The sequence below is a fragment of the Kistimonas scapharcae genome (genome assembly GCF_039540975.1).
Lineage (GTDB): Bacteria > Pseudomonadota > Gammaproteobacteria > Pseudomonadales > Endozoicomonadaceae > Kistimonas > Kistimonas scapharcae.
The window spans coordinates 1-23,479 of sequence record NZ_BAABFL010000437.1; the positions used below are offsets into that span (position 1 = coordinate 1).

Here is a 23,479-nt window from a genome sequence, read left to right on the forward strand (position 1 = left end):
GGCTGGGTTACATGGCTGCGCGAACCTGCCCCATGCCAGCAAGGCTTCTCAAGCTGGCTGAGCCACAGTGGTAATCAGGTTCTTCTTTGGGCAAATGCTCTGCTAGATATAAAGGTATCTGCCCTTTTGTATTGATCTGGTTTGGGTCTGCATCATACTCTAACAATTGATTAATGACGTGGCCAATGCCGTCTATTGGTGGGCTACATATCATGGCTTTGTGCAGAATACTGTCGTATTGACTATCTGAGTATTGGGATTTTGTGACTTTCATTCTGTTCAGCTCAGAGGCAATATCAAATTGACAATGTTTTTTCATGGCATATAGATAGGTTAAGGCGCTTGTAGCCAAGCTAACGCCGGGAAGTTTATTCTGTGTGTTGAATAGCAGAAACAGAGAGCGTCTCTTCGTTTCAATGCCCGGGTTTGCCCCGAGCTTGAATAGTGGCTCGAATAGATCAGCCATGCCGAAAGTTGAGGCATAAACCAGCGCTGTGTCACCCTCATCATCCGCTTGATTAACGACAACTTGTGCGGCAACCGGATTTTTTTGATGCAGTGTGAACAGATCCAGCATGGCGACATTGATGTTCTGCCTAATCGTGTCGATTCTTTGATGGGTTTTATCTTCAATATGCTCATAAAGCGCTCTTGTGAGAGGCGTTTCGCCGTTTATATCAGGTTGAAAGCGGCTATCTTCCGTTGGCAGGAAACACCTATAGCGTTTAGTTTCCTGGGGTATGTCGCGAGGATAAGTCTTGACGAGAATAGGGATGGACGGATCGGTGCGCTGAAGAGTTCTCCCTTGCGATACAGCGGTTACAGGAAGTAAAGGCTCTCCTGATGTGCTAATACTGGGAAGGCTGGCTTGACCGGTTTTTTCGGGTTGTTTCATAACTCTTCTGTCTTGATCTGTACTATTAACGTATTGGTTATAAGACCGAACAGGGCGAAAACAGTTTGTGACTTTCGGTTGGTTCCGGTAACCAACCGCTTAGTGTTTCTGATAGTCTGGGATAAGTTTTTGTGTGATTTATGTTTGTGCGGCCAGTCTATCGGACTCCCGCCATAAGGCACGCACATGATCAGGATACAGGCCTAAGAGGATTGGATTCATGAACAGAACGGTTGTCATCACCGGAGCAAACCGGGGAATCGGTCTTGAATTGACTCGCCATTACGTGGCACAGGGCGATCAGGTTATTTGTGTTTGCCGGCGTAGTTCTGCCGAACTGGAGTCGATTGCCCATCAGGTCATCAGTGGTATTGATGTGTCCGAGGCGGCCGATGTCTCACGTTTGGCCGATGAGATCGGTGATCAAACGATTGATATATTGATCAATAATGCCGGGATATTCACATCGGAATCACTTGAGAATATGGATTTTGGCGAGGTAAAGCGGCAGTTCAACGTTAATACCCTGGCGCCGCTGCGGATCACCTGGCAGCTGCTGGGTAACCTGACGTCAGGCAGCAAGGTGATCATGATCACCAGTCGGATGGGTTCCATGGGGGACAACAGTTCTGGGGGCTATTACGGTTACCGTGCCTCCAAGGCTGCGCTGAATGCTATCGGGGTATCCCTGGCCCATGACCTGGCGCCACAGGGGATTTCTGTTGCATTGCTGCATCCCGGTTTTGTTCAGACCCGCATGGTGAAATTTTCGGGCGATGTGACGCCGGAAGAGGCCGCTGCCGGGTTGGCTCAACGTATAGAGGAACTGACGTCTGAAACCAGCGGCTGTTTCCGCCACGCAAATGGTGATGCGTTGCCATGGTGACTATATATTCCGTTCAGCGAGAGTTCAGGTTGTACCTGATAGGATGAAACGGCAAATGCGACATGTCCCCCGACAGGCATTGTAAACCCCCTTCACGCCTCTGCCCGGAGGCGTTTTTTTTAATCTCATGGATTTGTGCGCTTTCAATATTGTTCGTGATAGGCTTGGCGTTGCTTCTTAAATAACAGATATATATGCCTGTTTGTGCTTTAAGTCTATGGCATATTCGCTATTGTTTTTTTGTTTAGGGGGTATTATTTGATCTTTCTTCAACGCTGCTAATTATTTCGTCAAAACGCTCATTAACATACCGGTTCATTGATGAATTTATCAGTTTCAGCTGTGTCATTCCTTTATGCGTTATGGTCATTTCGTCAACGCTGGTCTCATTCCATAAGAGTAAGCATGCATTATAACCACCTAAAGAAAATCCAGTCACTGGAACACAGAACATAATTATTCCGATGTCCATTGTTGTTACTATCAAGCAGGCAAGCATTTGACAGGGGGATGTTATACAACATGTCTTCAAGGAATCCTCACAGCAGTGAGTGAAATATATACAGGCTACTTCTAATGACAGCACCAGAGCGCACACTATACCATGGATAGTGCCAAATACAGTGCCTGCCACGAAGACTGGTACAGTAGCCACAACCCTGCAAACGAAAAGACACAAGGCCTTGCAATCTCTGTTGTGATGTTCCGTCTGTGGTTGCTCGAGGTTCTGGGACTCAGTTTGTTCAACTGGGATACCGGCGAACCGGGTTGTACCTTGCTGAGGGGGACGTAGCTCATGAGGCTCTGAGCTACTGGGGGTTAGCCATTCGATATTGCGATGCATAATATAACAAACCTCTGAATGTGAGTGCTTGGATTCAGTCGGAAATTGTTATTCTTTGATGAAAAGAAATATTTATTAGATACACGTTTGGACAAAAGCTGTCTGGAAAAAGTTCGACAGGCCGTATTGAAAGACTATTAAAGTCATTATCACTTTCCATAAAATACAGCGTGTTTAAGTCAAACGTACGATGTGTATTTAATCGATGGTTGAGCATGTATTGTTTGCGGTAATTATCAAACATTATATTATTACTGCTAATAAAGACTGGTTAATGGAAAAATAGTTCTCTAACGGCATTGGTTTTTGGGGAAATAGATATGGCTTTATTGCAGCTTTTCGTGGATAGAAGAAAAACTGATATTGTTATCAGATACCCTATAACGACTGGGTTCTTTTTATTCTCATACCGAATAGAAAATATCAAAGCTTTAAGCCTGTCTGGTGCAGGCTTTCTTCTTAGTGTAAGACATCTAAGTAATCAGACAAAATTAATCTCATATTTGGTACCGTAGTCATTCAGTACTCGTATCACTTCCTCTTTCAGAGAATCAAAGTCAACATAGGCTGACAAATTTACCCAGTAATACTTAACCATTCTCCATAGTATTTCGATCAGGTTGAGCTCTGGTGAATACGTTGGCAGCCTGACAATATGCACATTCTTCTCCAGCCACTTATCCTGCGCCTCCCGGAATAACCGGCTGGTATGCATGGAAGCGTTATCAATGACAATAACGCGTGGTTTGTCGTCATCTGTCTGTTGAATAAAATCATCGAAGGCTGCGATGACGACCTCACTGGTCACCTTCCCTTCTGTGGCAGAGTAATGCAGCTCACCACGTTGACTCAGGAAACCCAGCACATTCAACCGCCGGGAATGTTGTGAAGGAATAGCCAGTGTTTCGCTGATCTCCTGCCACGCATAAGGCACATTAGGGATCAGGCTGAATCCGGATTCATCAAAATAATACAGAGAACACTGGTCTTTCGATTCTGCGTCAAGAAACGCCTTAAGAATGGCATATCTCTGCTCAAATGCCTTCTGGTCGCGTTTGTGTTTGCAGGAGCGACGGCATCGCTTATACGTCAAATTCAGTTTTTTTTAGCGTGCGCGTCACCGTTCGCAATGAGAAGCTCTTACCGGTTTCTGAAGCCAGTCGGGCACTGGCGACTTTGATCTGGCGGGGTTCGTCTTTTACCAGTTCTGCCAGCCTTTTCACATCAACCGGGACCAGTATGCAAGGGCGACCGGGTCTGTGACGCTGAAGGAGGCCCGGAACCCCCTTCAATTCCCAAAGCTGTAACCAGGTGCAGACAGTATTCCTGTCAACGTTGAAGAGTCGGCTGATATCGTTAACCGCAAAACCTTCCAGACTGCTCAGAATGGCATGAGCCCTTCTTCTGACCTGGTGTTTCGGATGATTTCTGTACAGTTCGTTAAGGTTGGCTCTCTCAACATCAGAGACTGGCTGAACAAATTTCATCTTAACTGAAACTTCCTGAAAATTATCAGGTCATATAATACGCAAACAGTAGATGTACCTTGGTGCAATTTGTCCTTATAAAATGACAGAATATTTATGGCCGGGTACATACAACAGTCGGCAGAGGAAGGAGTGGTATAGAGATTCCTGGGTGATAGTAGAAAATACCCTCATCATTCCACAGGGAGTTACAAAAAAGGTAACCAGTGAGTATCGCCCCTTCATAAATACAGAGATATCCAAAGCTGACTGAAAACAATGCCGTCATCAATACGATGCACGGACAACATAGATACCTGCAGCAGGGGCCACAACAGTCGGGGTCACAGAAAATTTGATAACCGGCATACGCGCCGGCAATAAGACCACAAACCAGACCATAGATTGCCCCGAATGCTGTCCCGATGATAAATACGATGGGGGTGATAATAACTTTCAGTACAATGCAGCAGCAATCTGCTGCGTGCATCCCACCCGCCCCCGGTGGTGGTTGATTCACATAGTTAACTGGAGGAGCATGTCTGGCTTGACGTGCCGCTATATGACGACGATCCACTGGTAGCTCTCGCCTGTACTCGGGAGGTGGATTTGCTTGTCTATACCCGTGTGGATCTTTTTCACTATAAGCGGGTGGCTGCGGTGCGAGGGACGGCGGTGCTGGATTCCTCCGTATATCTTCTCGTAACGCGTTTGGTATCGAGGGGAGTGACCGATAAGGATAAGCGGGTGGCGGCTCATCCGGCGTGTTAGGATTTTGAGGGGGGGCAGATTCAGGTTGTCCTTCATTTGGAGGAGCATAAGGGGGCGGTGGCTCGTCAGGAGTCTGCCTGGCACCAGAACGAGGTATTCCTCCAGCAGGAGGGGTATAAGGAGCATGTGATCCCACGGGTCTGTTGTTCATTGGCACCTCCATCCGTGACTCGGTAGTGCGGGGCTCACCCACCTATGCCAGCCACCCAATGTTAAATGTCGAATAGATTCTTGCGTGTATGGACTCTCCTCTGGCTGTTAAGTTCCCATTGAAGCAATAGATATTTGATACGTATGATCTGAGAGTATTTTTAATTAAAAAGCGCACGCTGTTTCCTGGGAATTAGGTGCACTGTCTGTAGCGTATCATCAATAGCTTCGTTGGTTGTCTGGGGGAATAACGTACGTGATGCATCATTATTGTCTATTTAGTCGTTGTTCCATTTCATCAGGGTGCCATAAGCAATAATAGCAACACAGATACCCGCCAGACACTAACCCTCCAACGGCGAAAACACAGCCTACTATTGCTCCTCTGATGGTGGCTGACATAATGACCAATGGTAGACAGGTCAGCGTGCAACAAAGGGTGCATTCATTATCCAAGCAATGTTCAAATGCAGAACCAAAGCCAGCAATGAATCCTCCAATCAAGCCAACGATGGCACCAAATCCTGTTCCGAGTACAAACACCAAGGGAGTGATGGCAACTTTTAGTGCAAAGCAACAATAGTCACACAGATGACGTGCTTCTGGTTGTTGTGCACCGTATGCCGGAGGAGGTATTTGTTGAGGTTGGGGAGCATGGGCGCTTACAGAGTGTCCGTTGTAGGCTGGCGGTGGCTCATCTGGATGCTGCTTAGGAGGTAGTGGAGATCCCTCTCCGGAATAAGCCGGTGGTGAGGGGAAAGTCTGGCGACTTAGGACGGGATCGCTTTCCCTTTCCCTATAGGGGGGAGGTGATTCAGGGCGCATAAAAGCATTTTTTTCCATTTTCATCTCCATAGGTGACTGTCTGTTGGCCGATGCGGCACGGGTTGGTAATCAGCCATATTATGTGCTGATCGGATTACGCATCTTGGATGCTCCGTTGTCCGTTAAGTTCCCATTGAGCCGTTCCGTGTAGGTTCCCCTGGGCCTTATGATTGGCCACCTATACAACACCGTCACCTCATGATGGTTAGCGACATTGTAATAACCGACTGATTTCCGGATAGTTAGCTATTTCGCTGACAGCCAAGGGGCCTGCTATTTATGCATACAGTTGGTCGTATGATGCGTTTTCTCAACCTGCAGCTGCTCAGACTGAGCTGGCTGGCGTTGATCGTCGTCTTGCTGGTGCACTTTTTCCTGTCCTGGGGGTTGCTGGCGCTGGCCGGTGAATATGCGCTGGTACAGCCGGATGTGTTTTTTTACTTTTACCTAGTAACCGCCAGTACGGTTGGCTATGGGGATTTTTCCCCGGTGACCTTAACGGGGCGTGTACTGGCGAGTATCCTGCTGGTGCCGGGGGGCGTGGTTCTGTTTGCCGGCTTTATCGGTAAGCTGACGTCGGTTGTTGTTAATTACTGGAGAAAAAACGTGAAGGGGAGAGCCGATTTCAGCGGGCAGCTGAAGGGACATATCGTGATTCTTGGCTGGCACCATGAGCGCACCCGGCGCATGCTGGAGCTGATCTTCGGTGATCGTAAGCGGCAGAAGCGTGATGTGGTTCTGTGTGCAGCCGATGATATGGAAAACCCCATGCCGGGCCAGGTACATTTTGTCCGCTCCGAGAGCCTGACTTCCGAGGACTGCTTTACCCGTTCGGCGCTGAGTGATGCTGACCGTGTCATTATCTACGGCATGAATGATGACAATACACTAACGGTGTCGTTAGCTGTCACCGGTTATGGTACCCCGGCGCATGTGGTCAGCCATTTTGAAAGCAGGGAAATGGCGGACCTGCTTTCTGTGCATGCCCCCCAGGTGGAAACCCATGCCAATATCTCCATCGAGATGCTGGTGCGTTCCTCTCAGGATCCCGGTTCTTCTCGTGTGCAGAATCAGTTGCTCAATACCCTCTCCGGGCCGACCCAGTACAGCATGACGGTGCCGCCGTCATTTGTTGCCTGCCGTTTCAGTACCTTGCTGCAGTGGTTCAAGCAGCAGCATGATGCGTTGCTCTTTGGGGTTGCCAATAGCGCGACAGGGGATGACCTGGTGTTGAACCCGGATGCGGACTACCCGGTAACACCGGGGCAGATTCTTTATTTCATGGCAGGGCAGCGGCTGCATGCGGGTGAAATTGACTGGAACCGTATTGTCGATGCCAGTGCAGAGCTAGCCTAAACCGCAGTCGTAGGGAGCCATGCCAGGAAGGGGCTTTTCAGGGCCTCTTCCGGTGTAATACGAGACTTCATGAGCCTGGTCATGCCACGGAACAGCTGCGCGGCATCTTTGCCGGCACAGGCTTCAATCCGCTGTGCCGCTTCTGTGATCTGACGGCGTATCATCTGATTCCTGTCGCCTCTGCTCAATGGTATGTGGTTGTTATCGTTGACATTGAGTTGCTGGCGGGTAACCAGTTGCTCGCCCAGCAGGAGCTCAACCATCAGACAGGCGGCAGACCACATGTCGAGATTGTGGCTGCGACATCCGGACAGGACCTCTGGAGGCATGTAATTCAGCACGACCGTTGGCTGGAGTATTCCCATTTTGGTCGCCCTTCCGAAATCACAGATTTTTAGCACATTTCCGTCATACAGCAGGTTATCTGCCCGAATATCATTGTGCTGTATGGACTGACTGCGCATATAACCGATACCGGAAATCAGTTGCTTCATCAGGCTGGCGACCTGGGTGGGTGTGAATCGTTTGCCCGCTGCGAGGTGCGAGCTCAGGGATGGGCCACCCAGGTCCATCAGCAGATAGGTAACATTGTTCTCTGACAATGTGCCTTGCAGTGTGGTCAGATTGGGATGTCCTGGTTTGCTCAGAATGCCCATGATGTCCCGTTCGTTCTGTATCTCGGCGTGTAGCGTGGCCTGTCGACTGGCATCGGCGCTGGCAAATTTGGCGGCCAGGTGACGACCTGTCCCGAATTCCCTGATTTCACAGACCTTCCCAAAATTGCCTGTACCCATCGATTTTATGAATTGGAATTGGCTGGTCGGTGGCGGCAGGCCGGGAAGTGGTGTTGTTTTTCTCTCGTGTGTCCGGACCGATGGTGTTTTAGAGGATTTCCCTCTGAATAAGTGGTGCAATGCTCGCTTGAGCGCTGTGAGCCCGCGTAGTCTAAAAAAGGACTGTTTTGCTTTCCGGTTCTTGATGTATTCCCGGGGAGCGTTTGTAATCCCATGTTTCACTATTTTGGGCATGAATCGCCATGTCCTTGCGTCCGCTTCATTATAATTTTAGATAGTTATACACAGGGGTTTTATAGCTATTTCAACAATCGTTCCGGCTTTTAATCGTAAACACCGCAGAGAGCGTCTGATCTGCTATCACTAAGTTAGCCAGAGGGTTTTCGGGTCGGTTCGGGTAGTCAACACGTATAGGAATAGCTGTTTTCCTGACCTATGATCGGGGCATATCGGGGGGAACCCGGTCTGATTACCCTGTCATCCAGGATGACTCAGGCCCAGAGGTTTCAGGATTCATTCGTTATTCAGGTTCCAGGAATGCAAAAAACAGAGAGATCCCGGATCGCCATCCTGACCACCGGCGGCACCATTGCCGGCGAAGGTCAGTCCCAGACCGGTGGTGCTTATACGTCGGCCAAGCTCGGTGTTCAGCAGCTGCTGGAGGCAGTGCCGGAGCTGCACGACGTGGCGGATATCACCGGCGAGGAAGTGGTTAGTATTGGCTCCCAGGATATGTCCGACGAGGTCTGGCTGACCCTGGCCAAACGGATTAACGCCGTGCTGGCTCAGGATGACATCGACGGCATCGTCATCACCCATGGCACCGACACCATGGAAGAGACCGCCTGGTTCCTTCACCTGACCGTACACTCGAACAAGCCGGTAGTGCTGACAGGCGCCATGCGTCCGGCGACTGCCCGCAGTGCGGATGGTCCCCTGAACCTGTATAACGCGGCCGTGACGGCGGCTTCACCGGAAGCGGTTGACCGGGGTGTGATGGTGGTCATGAATGACACCGTCTTTGGCGCACGCGATGTCACCAAGATGCACACCTCCGGTGTGGATACCTTCCAGGCGCCAAACTTCGGTCCCCTGGGCTATGTGCATGATGGCATTGTGACCTTCCAGCGTCGTCCTGAAATGCATCACACCATGACGTCAGAGTTCGATGTATCCGGCCTCGACAAGCTGCCACAGGTGGGCATTGTTTTCGGATACTCCAACTGCTCCCCGCTGCCGGTCAACGCGTATGTTGGCGCCGGATACCAGGGTATCGTTCACGCCGGGCTGGGTAACGGCAACATTCACTGTGATGTGCTGGATGCCCTGGTCAACGCCAGCCGTGACGGCGTTCGAGTCGTGCGTTCTTCCCGTGCAAACAGTGGTTCCACCACGATGGCGGGTGAAGTCGATGATGAGCAGTACGGTTTTATTGCGTCATTGCACCTCAATCCCCAGAAAGCCCGGGTGCTGTTGCAACTGGCGCTGACCAAGACCACGGATCGGGATGCTATTCAGAACTATTTCTTGACCTACTGACGCCCTGATCACATCAAAACATTATCGCCGGGGAGCCATCGGTTAACCTGGCGGTAATGCAGGAATCACTCCACTTTTTGCTAACAATTTTCTACAATGCGTGGTAGCTGATCGGGTGCTGATCAGCATTTGGTTCACTGATCTTCGAGAAAGTCATGCCTACGTTCAAAGCGCGCGAAGTCAGCCGCATCGTCAATACCATTTACAAAGCGATCATCGAGCAACGCCTGCCGGCAGGCACCCGACTGGTGGAAACCCGGCTGGCTGAAACCCTGAATGCCAACCGTAACCATGTGCGTGATGCGCTGGTGGAGTTGTCATACCGTAATGTGGTGGTTATCCAGACCAACAAAGGGGCCTGCGTGGCTCAGCCAGGCAAGCAGGAAGCCCGCGAGGTATTTGACGCACGTCGTATTATTGAAATAGGCCTGGTGCGTCAGGCCATTGATCGTATCGACAGCAAGGGGCTCAAGCGGCTGGAAAAAATCAGCGCGAAAGAAGATGAAGCCATCCGCAAGGGTTCACGGCCGGACATGGTGCGTCTTTCCGGTGAATTTCACCTGGAAATTGCCCGTATTGCCGACAACGGCACCTTGCTTAAGCTGCTGGATGAGCTGGTGGCAAGAAGCTCACTCATCATTGGCCTGTATGAAGCCATTGCCGATGCCTCTTGCTCCGCAGACGATCACCATATGTTGATTCGCCTGATCAGTGAACGTCAGCATGATGCCGCCGCCGAGTTTATGGGGAGCCACCTGGACGAGATCCGTAACCGTCTCCATCTGGAAGAAAAACCATCCCAGAACCTGGATCTGGCCGAGATGCTGGCCGCCTGTTAACGCAGGTATACCTGTCCGCTGCCTGCTTTTACCGTTCGTTATCTTCCTCGTCTACCTACCCGTCCATTTGAAGCCTGACAGCCATTAAGGCTGGCAGGCTGCTTTGCGTTGCTTACCGTAAATTTACGCAGACCACGGTCATTGTTTTGATCTGCCTCAAGGTTTAGCCGCCATTCCGGCGTATAGTCGCTAACAAAAGCACGCAGGATTGTTAGCAATCTGGAGGGGCGCTACAGACTTCTGTGTGTATCAACGAAAATCAAAGTAGTGGAGAAGTGTCATGGGATACCCAGATGGTCTGTTAAAAAACCGCTCAGTGATCAAACACGGTGTGTATGCGGTCGTTGCCCCGGAAGGACGTGTCATCAATTCCATTCCCGGTTTTGACGGCTGTGCGCTGACCATTGTGGCTTCCCCAAAAATGGGCGCCAGCTTTGTGCAGTATGTCGGTACTGTGCAGCCCGATGGCGGTACCACTAAGCCCTTTGCCAGTGAAGAAATGATCGAAAGCTTTGTTTACTTCATGGATGGTGATGGGTCCCTGAAAGTCAGCGTAGGCGACGAAGAACAGACCCTGACCCAGGGCGGCTATGCCTTCGCACCGGCTGACAAGGCGCTGTCATTCCAGAATATTGGTGATAAGCCGCTTCGCGTACTGCTCTATAAGCAGCGCTACATCCCCCTTGAAGGACAAAGTGCCCGCACCGTTTTTGGCAATGCCAACGATATCGAAGAAGTCTTTTACGATGACATGGAAAACGTGTTCATCCGCGATCTGCTGCCCATTGAAATGGGCTTCGACATGAACATGCACATTCTCAGCTTTGAACCTTCCGGCAGCCATCCGTTTGTTGAAACCCATGTCCAGGAGCACGGTGCCTACCTGCTTGAAGGTGAAGGTCTTTATCTGCTCGGCGAAGACTGGGTGCAGGTTCAGGCGGAAGACTTCATGTGGTTCGGACCCTTCACCCAGCAGGCGGTGTATGCCACAGGCCGTGGACGACTGACGTATATCTACTCCAAGGACTGTAACCGCGACGTAGACATCTGATTTCCCGCCCGGCGCCGGGGAGGAGCCGGCCGCCGGGCTGAAGCAAGTCCTGTAATACCAATAACGCCAAATTTATTCTGACCATTCAGGAGTTTTCATCATGGCCATTACTGCAGACTTCAAAGCCCGGGATATCCGTGACCACCTCGACGCCACCGGCATGAAAGGCCGCAATATCACGTTCCTTGATGATTTCAGCCGTGAGCAGATCACGCATCTGTTCAAGGCGGCGGAAATGCTGGAACCGTTCATGCGCACCGGTTTGAACCTGTTGGAAGGGAAAGCGCTGTACACCCTGTTCTTCCAGCCCTCCACACGTACCCGTTGCAGCCATGAAGATGCGATGATTCGTCTCGGCGGCAAGGTCATCACCGAAGCGGATCCGATGCACAACTCGTCCGCTGCCAAGAATGAAAGTTTATACGACAGTCTACGCGTAACATCCAAATACGCCGATGTCATCGTGATGCGTCATCCGGACGACGGTGAAGTGTTACCAACGCTGGAGCGTCTGGGCAGTGACTCTTCCCCGATTATTTCCGGTGGCTATGGCCATGTGACCCACCCGACTCAGGGTCTACTGGATAGCTATACCTGCTACCGCGCGTTTGATGGTAATTTTGATGACATGACCGTTGTGATTTCTTCACCGGACCTGTCCCGTGCCCGCTCTGGTCAGTCCTTTGCCCTGGCGCTGGCGAATATGGGTGCGAAGATTGTCTATACCGGCACCAGCGAACTGCGCACACCAGAAGTCATTCGTCGTAAATTGAACGCCATGGGCGCACGCTGGGAAGAGCACGTCGACCTGGATCGCAAGCAGCACGAAGAGCTGTTCGCCGACGTGAAGGCCGACCTGGTTTACCTGCCCGGCTGCTCCGTGAAGAAAGACGACCCCAACCGTGAAGACTTCATGCGCAAGCTGAACAACCACTACATCTCGCTGGAGATGCTGGAAAACGTCAAGCGCAAGACCGGCAAGACCGTGGGTATCCACCACTCCCTGCCTCGTAACCCGGGCGAGTTCGATGATGTGATCGACCAGACCGCCCACGAAGTTTACTTCAAGGCTATCGAGTTCTCTGTAGCGGTACGGATGGCGTTGTTGGCCTCTGTGGTTGGTGTGAATTAATCCAACCTGACCTGAAACGGGGAGGTCAAGAGCCTCCCCGTTGTCATTTTTTGCCATTGAAATGCCCATCTAACCCATCAATATCGTTGTTAGTATCCGTCGAGCTTTGATGAGGCATGCCGTGATTATTAGGGGAGAGTGAAACAATGCTGACCGTGTGGGGACGCCGTAATTCCGGCAATGTCCAGAAGGTGATGTGGGCCATAGGGGAACTCGATCTGGCGTATCAACGTCGGGATGTTGGTGGTTCCTTCGGCCAGCTGGATACACCGGAATTCCGAACGATGAACCCCAACAGCAAGGTGCCGGTCATTCAGGATGATGGGCATTGTCTGTATGAGTCCAACACGGTGGTACGTTATCTCGCCAGTGCTTACGGCTATGGAGACCTGTTTCCCGGTGATCTGAAGATCCGTTCCCTGGCCGATCTCTGGATGGACTGGCAGTTGAGTACCATTGATCGTCAACTGGGTCCCCTGTTCATGGCAACGGTCAGAACCGAACCCTATGCCCGTGATCCGGACAAGATCAGTCATCTGGCGCGCAAGCTGGGTGAGAGCTTTAAGGTTCTGGACGATCATCTGGCAGAGAACCCTTATATTGCCGGCGATCAGTTCACTATGGGAGACATCCCGTTGGGGGCGGCAGCCTTCCGGTATTTTTACCTGGATATCCTGCGTCCTGACCTGCCCCATGTCAGCCGCTGGTATGACAACCTGTGCAATCGTCCGGCCTATCGCGAACATGTAATGATACCCATCGGTCATACCCCGGAAGAGTGGCTGGCGCTGGAACAGGAAGGGGCGATATCGCTTTGATGCTGTGTAACAACGAACGTTTGTCTATGTCCTGATAGTGTGAATTGCCCGTGCCGGCTGCACGGGCTTTTTTGTTGTGGATAAGTCGATTGGATGGTTAGACCAACGTCGTAGTTAGTCATACTGACAATGGGGTTATGCATTCCCCTTTCAGACCGTGATATCAATGGGGCTTAAACCTATTCACGGAGAATAACGACATGGCAGTAATCACGATCAACGCGAACCAGAAATTCATCGACCAGGTCAGCACACTGGCCAAAGAAGAGGGCGTCAGCAAAAGCGAACTACTGCGCATGGCCTTGGAGTGTTACAAGCTGCAGCAGCAGAAGCGACGCCTGCAGGTCCGTTTCAGTCATGAGGCGTCCGCCATCGCCAAGATGAAAAAGAATGCGGCTAAAGTCGAAGCCATGAATAATGGCGGAGAAGAATCACGGACCAGCCATTAATTGACCTATGAGGCCAATAGAAATGGCTGGCCTGTGGATTATTGCTGTGTCGCAATGATGCGCGCGGCCGCTGTGGCCAGCACCTGACAGCCCGCTACCAGGTCTTCCGGTTGGGTATCCTCGGCGAAATTGTGGCTGATGCCACCAATGCTGGGCACAAACAGCATGGCGCTGGGCATAACCTGACCGAACATGTTGGCATCATGCAGGGCGGCGCTGGGCAGTTTCATCCAGCGTGGCCCAACGTGTTGTTCTGCCGCCTTGGCTAACGCTTCCTGCATCACCTCGTTCATTAATACCGGCTCTGTTTCCGGCTGCCGCTGAACACGGATTTCTACGCCGAGTTCAGCGGCCATTTGTGCCGCCAGATCCCGTACCGCCGTTTCCATCAATTCCAGTAAGTCCCTGCTGGTATCCCGGTATTGCAGCCGCATGAAGGCTTTGCCGGGAATCACGCTGGCAGAGCCGGGATAGAACTGCACCCTGCCAATGGTCCAGACGGTGAATTCTGCCGCCATGCTGGCCAGCACCGTATCCATCTGATTCGCAAAACGAAACAGTGCCTTACCCGCATCCCGACGTCTGTCCATGGGTGTACTGCCGGCATGATTGGCTTCGCCACAAAAGGTGATGTCCAGGGTTCGGCAACCGACGATGCCTGTTACGATACCGACCTGGTTCCCGGCCAGCTCAAGCCGCGGGCCCTGTTCAATGTGCGCTTCCAGGTAACCGATGTAACGCGACGGATCATAATGGTCCGGCTGGCCATTCAGGCCGGCATCGGCCAGCGCCCGGGATAAGGGATGCCCATCATTGCGTGTGGCGGTTGAGAGCACGGATTGGTCAAGCAGGCCGAGGAAGCCCTGGCTGCCCAGGAAGCCATGGTACGTGTGTTCTTCGTCCGCCCAGGAGGCGATATCCAGCGCCAGGTGGCGGGTTTCGGGGCATTCATCAAGCGCCCTGGCGACTTCCAGGGCGGCGATCACGCCGTAGGCGCCATCCAACCAGCCGCCTTCCGGCTGGGTATCGGTGTGAGAGCCCATCAATAAGGCACGACCTGGTTTTCGGGCGTAGCCGATGACATTGCCAACGCCATCGATCTTTGACGTCAGGCCTGCTTCGTCCATTCGCGTCTGAAGCCAGCGACGGGATGCCATGTCGGCTTCAGAGAAGGATTGCCTGACCACGCCATGTCCCTGGCCACCGAACTGACGCAGGGTCTGAAGATCCGCCAGAAAGCGCTCGGGTTTGATGGTCGGTACTGCCATGGTGATGGTTTCCTGTTTCGGCCTGAAGCGGCTTCAGTTTGTTGTGGGGGCAGTCGCGCGATTAAAAGTGGATCACCGGTATGCCCTTATCCATTGCTAGCAATGAATTTGCGTGCCTTAACACACTGTTTTTAGCGTGTTTGTTCCACTGTGCGACCTTTTTGCTTTGCTTCATCCATAGATTCTGGCAAGAAACAAGGCGGAAGTTGTTTGACCTGTCTCATGGTTTGCTGAGGATTTACTTATCAAAATGCTAACAAAATATAAGCAACTTGTTAGCAGGTTTGGGTGCGTGTTGCAGAGCATGAAGGGCTGTAGGCCTTCCTGTGCCACTGACGGCTCAATCGAGCAATGCTGGATGTGTGACGATGTGCTGACGTCACGGGCACGTAATGGGGATACGCCTGACATGGATTTCGCTGGATACCGGAAGCGGAATGGAAACCACAAACAACTGCCGGGAAGGGTGGCGGTATCTGACCAAAACTAGCCGTAGACGGAGATAGTCATGCCGATCATTTCGTCCACCGTTCCTGTTCAGAAAACGATATCGTCTCGGAAAAAGCGTTTCGAATTTCCGGATATTTACGTCATTTTGTTCAGCTTTATTGTGCTTGTGGCTTTTCTTACCTGGATTGTCCCGGCAGGTTCTTATGAGCGACAAGTGCTGCCTAATGGGCGGGAATCGGTGGTACCCGGTTCTTACCAGGTTATGGAGCAGACGCCGGTCGGCATCATGGATGTGGTGACTGCCATTCCTGTGGGTTTACGAGAAGCGTCCAGCGTCGTGTTTTTAACTTTGCTGGTGGGTGGTGCTGTGGGCGTCATCCGTAAAACCGGTGTGATCAACATGGGCATCAATGCCATGATGCGGGTGCTGGGCCGGCGAACAGAATTGCTGATCCCGGTTCTGATGGGGATTTTCTCCCTGATCGCCGCCTTCATCGGGACACCCGAACTGGGTATTGCCTACCTGCCCATTGTCTTGCCGCTGATGCTGAAACTGGGGTATGACACCATTACCGCTACCGGTCTCGTGTTATGCGCTACAACACTGGGCTTTGCATTTGGGATTACGCCGCCGGCCACCGTGGGGATTGGTCATATGCTGGCTGACCTGCCGATGTTTTCCGGCGCCTGGTACCGCGCTATTTTCTATTTCCTGGTTCAGTTTATGTGTGCCTGGTACATCATGCGCTATGCCGCACGGGTTAAGGCTAACCCGGCGTCTGGCAGTAATTTCGAGGTAGATCAGGAGTTACGGCAAACGCTGGCGGCAGATAGCAGTGAAGAGACGTTTACCTCTCGTCAGCGTTTTGCAGGCATTGCGACCCTGATCATGTTTGTGGGTGTGATCGCTTCCATTTTGAAGTTTGCCCTGGGCTTTGATGAAATCTCTGGCCTGTTTGTGGTGATGGCGGTGATTACCTCCCTGCTGGTGGGTTTCTCGCCGAACAAAATTTGTGCGAATTTTAATGAGTCTTTCAGGGAAATCCTGGTCGGTGCCATGATCTGCGGTATTGCCCGTGGGGTTTCAGTGATTCTGGAATCCGGGAATATCATGGATACCATCGTCTTCCACCTGGCGGAGTGGGTGGGGCATCTGCCCCAGGCATTTACGGCTGTCGGCATGTTGTTTGTTCAGACAATGTTTAACTTTCTGGTCCCATCCGGCAGCGGCCAGTCGCTGATTACCCTGCCCATTCTGATTCCCCTGGCAGACCTGGTTGGGTTGACCCGGCAGGTGGTGGTGCTTTCAACCCACTGGGGGGATGGCATCACGAATATTCTGTTCCCGACATCTGGCTATTTCGTTGCCATATTGGTGATTGGGCAGGTTAGCCTGGCGAAATGGATCAAGTTCTATTTTCCATTATTCCTCGCGATTCTCACCACAGCTACGATGGGTCTGGTGATTGCCCGGATGATTGAACTTGGACCATTTTAAACGTCGCAGCAAGTGTTTAATTGGCAGGCTGAATACCTGCCAATTTTAAAGTATCAGCCAGTGAACGGTGTGGAGTGATAATGCAGAATGTTTTTGTGTTAGCTCAAGGGGGTAAAAGTCTATCATGCAGCGTGCCGTCGGATCTGACTTAACAATTCCTGATAAATGTTTTGATTGAGAACAGATTTACCCCAGGATTTTGACAGCGCCTGTGCCTGTTCAGCACCTACAATCTCTTCTACCACCACACTTGTCGTGGCATAAGCGAGTGATATAAGGATGCCTTCTTCACGTGACCAATTGCGCACGTCTCCACCGATGAATTCCATGACGCCACACAGTTTATGTAGCCTGGATGCTGAATTGCTGAATTGCTGAATTGCTGAATTGCTGAATTGCTGAATTGCTTAATTGCTGAATTGCTTAATTGTGTAACGAGTGCATCATAGGTGTGCTGGTCATCTTTTATGGTTTCAAACAGATTTGTTAATTCTCCGATGTAATGTCCCAAATCGTACTTGTCACCCGTCTGTTGCTGTAAAGCGATTCTTGCTGCTGAGGTTGACGCTAAAAACTGTTCGCAATCTCCAGTGGCGAGTGCATTGATGACTTGGCTGAGGTGTCTTTGGGTATCGTTATTCAATACACCCATTCTGATGGACACCGTCGGCTCTGTGCTTTGAATCAGTCGATTTTTCAGGCAGGTAAAAAAGTTAACGATAGACCGCCAAAGACTTTTCAGGAGATGGAAGCGTTCTCCGGTATTGGTAACCGTTCTGCCTGCCTTTTTATTTACTGATAATGCCTGATCTTCGGCTTTTGAACGCTGAACCGGGGCATGGTTACTTGTTTTCCTTACGGGTGGCATCCGGCAGTCCTTGGCAAATGGTGTATGAATCAGTTTAGTTGATGACTTTGGCAGGCTGTTAAGGAAAGTGAAACATAAGCGGAGAACCTTGCAGTGCTATCAGCCATGTAAACGGAAGATGTTGGTATCCATCGCTTATTTGATCTACCTCAAGGATCAGGACGGCATCCGGCGTATATTTGCTAGCAATTATAAAATTTATTGTTAGCAATGCGAGGGGCGTCCCATGTCTGAGTTGAAACCCAGGAAATCCTTCAAGATGCCGGACATCTACATTGTCCTGGCGATTTTCATCCTTGTGATGGCGGCACTGACCTACATCATCCCTGCGGGTATGTATGAGCGAGAGACTGTGGAGACAGCCCATGGCGTCAAGGAGTTCGTGGTGGCGGACTCATACCATCGGGTCGAGCAAAGTCCGGTCAGTTTCATGGATCTGGTGACCGCCGTACCGGATGGGCTCAAGCGAGCCGCCTCCATTGTCTTCCTGACCTTCATGGTCGGTGGCGGAATGGGCCTGATCAAGCGCGCTGGCCTGATCGACCTGGGCGTCCACAAGCTGGCCGACAGCGTGGGCGACAAGGCGATCATGATCATCCCGATTCTCATGGTGCTGTTCAGTACCCTGGGGGCATTTATCGGGGTGCCGGAACTCTCGCTGGCGTATCTCCCGATATTGTTACCCCTGTTTTACCGGCTGGGTTACGACGGCATGACGGCCATGGCAGTCTCCCTGCTGGGGCCTTGCATGGGGTTCACTTATGGTCTGACCATCCCCGGTTCTGTCGGTGTCGGGCAACAGATTGCCCAGCTGGAGATGTTCTCCGGTTCCGGATTCCGGGCCCTTGTATTGCTTATCGTGGTGGTAGTGGCTGTGCTCTACACCATGCGTTACGCCATGAAGGTCAAAACGAATCCGCACCTGAGCCTGAGCCGGGATTCTGATACGGTCATGCGCCAGAAACTGGCAGAGATGGAACCGGAAGGTGAAATAAACGCGACACGTCGTCAGGTTCTGGCCGGTTATGCCTGCTTCATCATGTTCCCGACAGCCATTGCAGCGATCCTGATCAATAACCTGGGATTTGAGGCGATTGGTGGCCTGTTCCTGTTCATTGGTCTGACGGCAGCAGCGATTGCCGGTAAAGGCCCCCAGCAGATTTGTGACGACCTGAACGCCAGTATGCGTGACATGATGGTCGCTGCATTGTTGTGCGGTGTGGCCAGCGCTATTGCGGTGGTGATGGATCGCGGTGTGATTACTGATACGCTGGTATACTACCTCGAATATGTCCTGCGCAATACACCACCATCGTTGTCTGCTGTGGGCGTGTTCTGGACCCAGTCCCTGTTCAACTTCCTCGTGCCTGGCGCAACAGCGCTGACCGTGCTCACCATGCCGGTGTTATCACCGCTGGCATCATTGCTGGATATCCCCCAACAGGTGATTGTTTCTGCCAACGCCTGGGGTGGTCAGCTGACCGATATCTTCTTCCCGACCTCCGGCTTCTTTGTCGCCACCCTGGTACTGGCCAAGGTGGAATACGCGAAATGGATTCGCTTCTACTTCCCGCTGATGATGGTGCTTGGGGTGATCTCCAGTCTTGCACTGGTGCTGCAGCAGAGCCTGGGTATAGGGCTCGGCCTCTGATGTTGAGTTGATAACCGGCGTCGTCCAGATGCCGGTTGTAAGCACGGTTGCTGTATAGGGGGATCTTGTTATGTCACCGCACACAGAATTGATGGACGTTGCCATTACCGGCGGCACCCTGGTGCTTGAGTCCGGCTGTATAGAAGGCAATATCGCGATTAAAGAGGGGCGTATTGCCGCTATCACGGCACCGGATGTGGTTCTGCCGGCAAGTGAAACCATCGATGCCAGAAACCTGATGGTGTTTCCCGGTGTTGTTGATCCCCATGTGCATTTCAAGGAGCCGGGTCCTGGACATATCCGTGAAGATTTCCACAGTGGCACCTGCCAGGCGGCCGCCGGAGGTGTTACGACAACGGTAGAGATGCCCCTTAGTATTCCGTTAGTAACGACACGTGACGCCTTTTTGCTGAAGCATGAGACTGCAAACAGCAAGGTCGTCACAGATTACGCGCTTTGGGGGTTGTTGCCAGCCGATGATCTGGATCGTATTGAAGAGCTGGTCGATATCGGTTGCGTGGCGTTCAAGACGTTTTTATCCACAGATCCCGATGCGCCGAAACTGACCGACTACAAGTTGCTCGAAGCTATGAAGGTCATGCAGCGATTCAACCGCTTCATCGGCTTCCATGCAGAAAACCCGGACATCATTGATGCCACTGCGGAAGCCATGGAAAAAGCGGGCATCAATGGTGGGCTGGCACACCTGCAGTCCCGTCCGGATATTGCCGAGATGGAGGCGATATCGCGGATTGCCTTGTTCGCAGAAGAAACCGGCTGTGATGTGCATATTTGCCATCTTTCCAGTGGGCGTGCGCGGGATCTGATTCGTCACGCCCGCTCCCGGGGTGTCAGCATGACCGTGGAAACCCTGCCCAGTTACCTGGTGTTGGACGACAGTGATCTGGATCGCTGGGGTGTCTTTGCCAAATGCAACCCGCCTATTCGCAGCAGGGAAAATCAGGCAGTTCTCTGGGACATGCTGATTAAGGACGAGATCAACATGCTCGGCTCGGATCATTGCCCTTATATTGATGACGACCGCCTGAAGCATAACGGTGATATCTGGGCTGTGCCTCCAGGTCTGCCGGGCATTGAGCTGATGCTTCCGCTGATGCTGGATGCGGGTCTGCACCAGCGGGGGCTTCGTCCGCAAGTGCTGGCACGTTTGATGTGCAGTGCTCCGGCACGCCGTTTTGGCCTGGGCCACCGTAAGGGGGCGCTGCAGGTTGGATTAGATGCCGATATTGCACTGGCTGACCCTGACCATGTCTGGACGTATGACGGCACACGTTCTGTGGGCAAGCAGAAAAGCGCCCTCACTCCTTGGGAAGGACGTGCAATTCGGGGGCAGGTGGTTCGAACGCTGGTTCGGGGCAATACCGTTTTTTGCGACGGCGAGGTAACGGCAGAGCCCGGTTCAGGCCAATTAATCAAGCCGGTGTTCTGACAGGGTTTACATAACAACCGTAAAAAGGGGCAGGGTGGTTTTTGTCTGCGCTGTCCGTAAAAGACAGTGATAAGGAATCCGTTATGAGTCAGCAAGTAGACACAGTGATCAAGCATGGTCAGCTGGTATTGGAAACCGGTGTCGTTCATGGGGCGATTGCCCTGAAGGATGGCAAAATTGTTGCCATCACAACCAATGAATCAGCGCCAGACGCCCGTCGTGAAATTGATGCAACCGGGTTGGTCGTTATGCCGGGGATGGTGGATCCCCACGCCCATATCTGGGAGCCGACGCATTACCCGGAGCGGGAGGATTATCTCACTGGCACCCAGGCCGCGGCGGCAGGCGGGATCACTACATTGATTGAAATGCCGCTTTCCGTACCACCAGTCACGAACAGGGAAGCCTTTGAATACAAGCGTGAGATTGTTGAAAAGAAAACAGTCGTTGATGTGGCGTTCTGGGGGGCGCTGACGGAGAAATCCACAGGACACTATGAAGAATTGAACGACTGTGGTTGTGTTGCCTATAAGGTCTTTATTCCTTATGCGAGCCCGGATTATCCACATACACCGGATTACGCCCTGCTGAAATCCATGGAAGAGATCAGTCGTTTTGGTGGTCTGGTCGGCGTGCATGCCGAGAATGCGGATATCCTGTTTAATCGCCAGAAAGAATTCGAAGAGAAAGGCATCTTCAATGGTACAGCCCATGAACAGGCGCGACCGGAAATAGCCGAGGTAGAAGCAATCAGTCGCGTCATCCTGTTTGCAGAACACACCGGGTGTCGTCTGCATATCTGTCACTTATCCACAATCAAGGCGCGAGCACTGATCAAACAGGCACGGGCAAGGGGCGTGGATGTTACCGTGGAAACCTGTCCACATTATCTCGTGCTGGATACCATGGATCTTGAAGAACACGGAGGTTTCGCCAAGTGCAATCCGCCGCTCAGAAGTCCGGAAAATCGTGAATTATTGTGGGAGATGCTCAAGGCCGGTGAGTTCGACATGATCGGTACTGACCATACGCCCTATACCGACGAAGACCGTCTGAAGCATGGCGACAATATCTGGAAAATGCCGCCGGGGATTGGCGGGATGGATCTGATGCTGCCGCTGATGCTGGATGAGGGCTATCACAAGCGGGGCGTCAGTCTGGAACAACTGGCGAAATTGATGGCGACACAACCAGCCCGGCGGTTCGACCTGCCGCACAAAGGCGCACTGAACCTGGGCAATGATGCAGACATTGTACTGGTCGACCTGGATGCCGAATGGACGTACACCTGGGCCAATTCCTATGCCAAGGCCAAATGCATCCACAGCCCGTATGAAGGGAAAAGATTAAAAGGCAAAGTGGTAGAAACACTGGTGCGAGGAAACACGGTTTATCGACAGGGTGAAGTATTGGCAAAGCCGGGCAGCGGACATTTGAACACTCGTAGAATGATAGAGTAAGAAAATCATTCAGGTCTCCCGACATGGGAGGCCTGAATGTTCATCATTCCTGTTCATGGAATACAGACCTTTCTACATCCATATCAGCATGGATCATTGTTCCGCTGTGTACTGAAGTATCAGAGCTTTCAACACTTGATTGAAATTTTAAGCTGGTAAAGATTCGATCTTCACTTTTCACTTCGGTGATTAAGTTAATCAAGAATTTAGGATAAAAAGTCTGATAGTTTTGATAATAACGATCTGCTTTCTCGACCATTTCGCGATGATAAAAAGGATAGATGCTTGGAAAATGCTCTCTAATGAGTACCTCTGAAAACTCATGTTCTTTTAAAATATCAATGATTTTGATTGTTTCTGTTTGGTACTGCCTGTTACTTCTTAAGGCACAATGAATACTCTGAAATAAATCTAGATGTATTGTGTCTATTTCATTGAATAATTGGATAAACTCTGGTTTTAATTGATTGTTTTGATCCATACAGAGTTCTCTGTATTTACCATAAACGATCAAGACTATGTGGATGAAGCAGCAGAGTCTTCCCTTTGCGTCTGCAAGACTTCTTGGGGTATCTTTCAGCTCGTGAAATGAATGATTAACCTTGTCCATTAAGTGGTGTTTTAATCCCGATACATTAAACTTTTTCTTAACCCAAATTAGACAACAGTTATTATTAGTATGTATTTGTTGGGAAAGTTGAGCAAACAGGTCACGATACTGTGAGTAAGCGGATTCTGCTGAATTCTGCCTGATCATGCGGGTGGTAGTTGCTGCCTGAGAAGTGTGTCTTGGAGATATTGTCTGTGTTGAGGCCTCTCCAAAAGCAACCTTCCTGAATGTATGATGGGGCGTTGAAGGAGACGCAGGCGTTAAGCTTTGAGCTTGAGATGTTGGACTGGCGGGAGCGGTATGATAAGAGCTGCTGGTGTGCTCTGTGATCTGAAGCAGTAAAAATGGACATCCGCCTAAGCTGCCTTTGCCAACTCAAAATTCATGGGAGTCATATACCCCAATGAAC

20 protein-coding genes are annotated in these 23,479 nt (G+C 51.3%); 12 read left to right on the forward strand and 8 right to left on the reverse strand.

Annotated elements, in window-relative coordinates:
- Positions 1-7 precede the first annotated feature (7 nt).
- Positions 8-895: an ankyrin repeat domain-containing protein gene (locus ABD892_RS18105; RefSeq protein WP_345197399.1), complete on the reverse strand. Its 888-nt coding sequence runs from the start codon at positions 893-895 to the stop codon at positions 8-10.
- 220 nt (positions 896-1,115) lie between these two features.
- Here ABD892_RS18105 and ABD892_RS18110 point away from each other — a divergent pair, with 220 nt between their 5' ends.
- The gene (locus tag ABD892_RS18110; protein WP_345197401.1) at positions 1,116-1,781 is read left to right on the forward strand and encodes an SDR family oxidoreductase; all 666 of its coding nucleotides are present in this window, start codon (positions 1,116-1,118) and stop codon (positions 1,779-1,781) included.
- A gap of 1,325 nt (positions 1,782-3,106) precedes the next feature.
- On the opposite strand, the gene ABD892_RS18115 is transcribed toward ABD892_RS18110, so the two are convergent.
- From ABD892_RS18115 to ABD892_RS18125, 3 genes are all read right to left on the reverse strand, one after another.
- Entirely contained in the window at positions 3,107-3,718 is a 612-nt protein-coding gene (locus ABD892_RS18115; RefSeq protein WP_345197402.1) for an IS630 family transposase, read from the reverse strand.
- Positions 3,708-4,112 (reverse strand): helix-turn-helix domain-containing protein, encoded by a 405-nt coding sequence (locus ABD892_RS18120; RefSeq protein ID WP_345197403.1) that lies wholly within the window; start codon positions 4,110-4,112, stop codon positions 3,708-3,710. Before ABD892_RS18120 ends, ABD892_RS18115 begins: the two co-directional genes overlap by 11 nt.
- A 1,167-nt stretch (positions 4,113-5,279) precedes the next feature.
- Positions 5,280-5,855, reverse strand: coding sequence for a hypothetical protein (locus ABD892_RS18125; protein ID WP_345197404.1), 576 nt, complete (start codon positions 5,853-5,855; stop codon positions 5,280-5,282).
- 261 nt (positions 5,856-6,116) lie between these two features.
- Between ABD892_RS18125 and ABD892_RS18130 the strand changes: the two genes are divergently transcribed.
- Positions 6,117-7,193: a potassium channel family protein gene (locus tag ABD892_RS18130; protein WP_345197405.1), complete on the forward strand. Its 1,077-nt coding sequence runs from the start codon at positions 6,117-6,119 to the stop codon at positions 7,191-7,193.
- Here ABD892_RS18130 and ABD892_RS18135 read toward each other — a convergent pair.
- Complete coding sequence (locus tag ABD892_RS18135; protein ID WP_345197406.1) at positions 7,190-8,221, reverse strand: protein kinase domain-containing protein; 1,032 nt, start codon at positions 8,219-8,221, stop codon at positions 7,190-7,192. The two genes, ABD892_RS18130 and ABD892_RS18135, sit on opposite strands and share 4 nt — an antisense overlap.
- A 252-nt stretch (positions 8,222-8,473) precedes the next feature.
- Between ABD892_RS18135 and ansB the strand changes: the two genes are divergently transcribed.
- From ansB to ABD892_RS18165, 6 genes are all read left to right on the forward strand, one after another.
- On the forward strand, positions 8,474-9,526 hold the full coding sequence (ansB, locus tag ABD892_RS18140) for an L-asparaginase 2 (protein ID WP_345197421.1): 1,053 nt from the start codon (positions 8,474-8,476) through the stop codon (positions 9,524-9,526).
- Positions 9,527-9,681: 155 nt separating this feature from the next.
- The gene (locus ABD892_RS18145) at positions 9,682-10,365 is read left to right on the forward strand and encodes a GntR family transcriptional regulator (protein ID WP_211830413.1); all 684 of its coding nucleotides are present in this window, start codon (positions 9,682-9,684) and stop codon (positions 10,363-10,365) included.
- A gap of 280 nt (positions 10,366-10,645) precedes the next feature.
- Positions 10,646-11,416 (forward strand): (S)-ureidoglycine aminohydrolase, encoded by a 771-nt coding sequence (allE, locus tag ABD892_RS18150; protein ID WP_345197408.1) that lies wholly within the window; start codon positions 10,646-10,648, stop codon positions 11,414-11,416.
- Between the two features lie 100 nt (positions 11,417-11,516).
- The gene (locus tag ABD892_RS18155; protein ID WP_211830417.1) at positions 11,517-12,548 is read left to right on the forward strand and encodes an aspartate/ornithine carbamoyltransferase family protein; all 1,032 of its coding nucleotides are present in this window, start codon (positions 11,517-11,519) and stop codon (positions 12,546-12,548) included.
- A 146-nt stretch (positions 12,549-12,694) separates the two neighbouring features.
- Positions 12,695-13,366: a glutathione S-transferase family protein gene (locus tag ABD892_RS18160; RefSeq protein ID WP_345197409.1), complete on the forward strand. Its 672-nt coding sequence runs from the start codon at positions 12,695-12,697 to the stop codon at positions 13,364-13,366.
- Positions 13,367-13,566: 200 nt separating this feature from the next.
- On the forward strand, positions 13,567-13,815 hold the full coding sequence (locus ABD892_RS18165; protein WP_345197410.1) for a ribbon-helix-helix domain-containing protein: 249 nt from the start codon (positions 13,567-13,569) through the stop codon (positions 13,813-13,815).
- Positions 13,816-13,853: 38 nt separating this feature from the next.
- Here ABD892_RS18165 and ABD892_RS18170 read toward each other — a convergent pair whose 3' ends face one another.
- Positions 13,854-15,083, reverse strand: coding sequence for a hydantoinase/carbamoylase family amidase (locus ABD892_RS18170; RefSeq protein WP_345197412.1), 1,230 nt, complete (start codon positions 15,081-15,083; stop codon positions 13,854-13,856).
- 508 nt (positions 15,084-15,591) lie between these two features.
- Between ABD892_RS18170 and ABD892_RS18175 the strand changes: the two genes are divergently transcribed.
- The gene (locus ABD892_RS18175) at positions 15,592-17,031 is read left to right on the forward strand and encodes a YfcC family protein (protein ID WP_345197413.1); all 1,440 of its coding nucleotides are present in this window, start codon (positions 15,592-15,594) and stop codon (positions 17,029-17,031) included.
- Positions 17,032-17,269: 238 nt separating this feature from the next.
- Here the strand turns inward: ABD892_RS18175 and ABD892_RS18180 are convergent, their stop codons facing one another.
- Positions 17,270-17,899, reverse strand: coding sequence for a hypothetical protein (locus tag ABD892_RS18180; protein ID WP_345197414.1), 630 nt, complete (start codon positions 17,897-17,899; stop codon positions 17,270-17,272).
- A 226-nt stretch (positions 17,900-18,125) separates the two neighbouring features.
- Between ABD892_RS18180 and ABD892_RS18185 the strand changes: the two genes are divergently transcribed.
- From ABD892_RS18185 to allB (ABD892_RS18195), 3 genes are all read left to right on the forward strand, one after another.
- Positions 18,126-19,550, forward strand: a complete 1,425-nt coding sequence (locus tag ABD892_RS18185; protein ID WP_345197416.1) for a YfcC family protein — start codon at positions 18,126-18,128, stop codon at positions 19,548-19,550.
- A gap of 70 nt (positions 19,551-19,620) precedes the next feature.
- Entirely contained in the window at positions 19,621-21,000 is a 1,380-nt protein-coding gene (gene allB / locus ABD892_RS18190) for an allantoinase AllB (RefSeq protein WP_345197417.1), read from the forward strand.
- An 83-nt stretch (positions 21,001-21,083) separates the two neighbouring features.
- A complete protein-coding gene (allB, locus tag ABD892_RS18195; RefSeq protein WP_345197419.1) occupies positions 21,084-22,460 on the forward strand; it encodes an allantoinase AllB in 1,377 nt (458 codons plus the stop codon).
- Between the two features lie 43 nt (positions 22,461-22,503).
- On the opposite strand, the gene ABD892_RS18200 is transcribed toward allB (ABD892_RS18195), so the two are convergent.
- Positions 22,504-23,217 (reverse strand): hypothetical protein, encoded by a 714-nt coding sequence (locus ABD892_RS18200; protein ID WP_345197420.1) that lies wholly within the window; start codon positions 23,215-23,217, stop codon positions 22,504-22,506.
- Between the last annotated feature and the right edge of the window lie 262 nt (positions 23,218-23,479).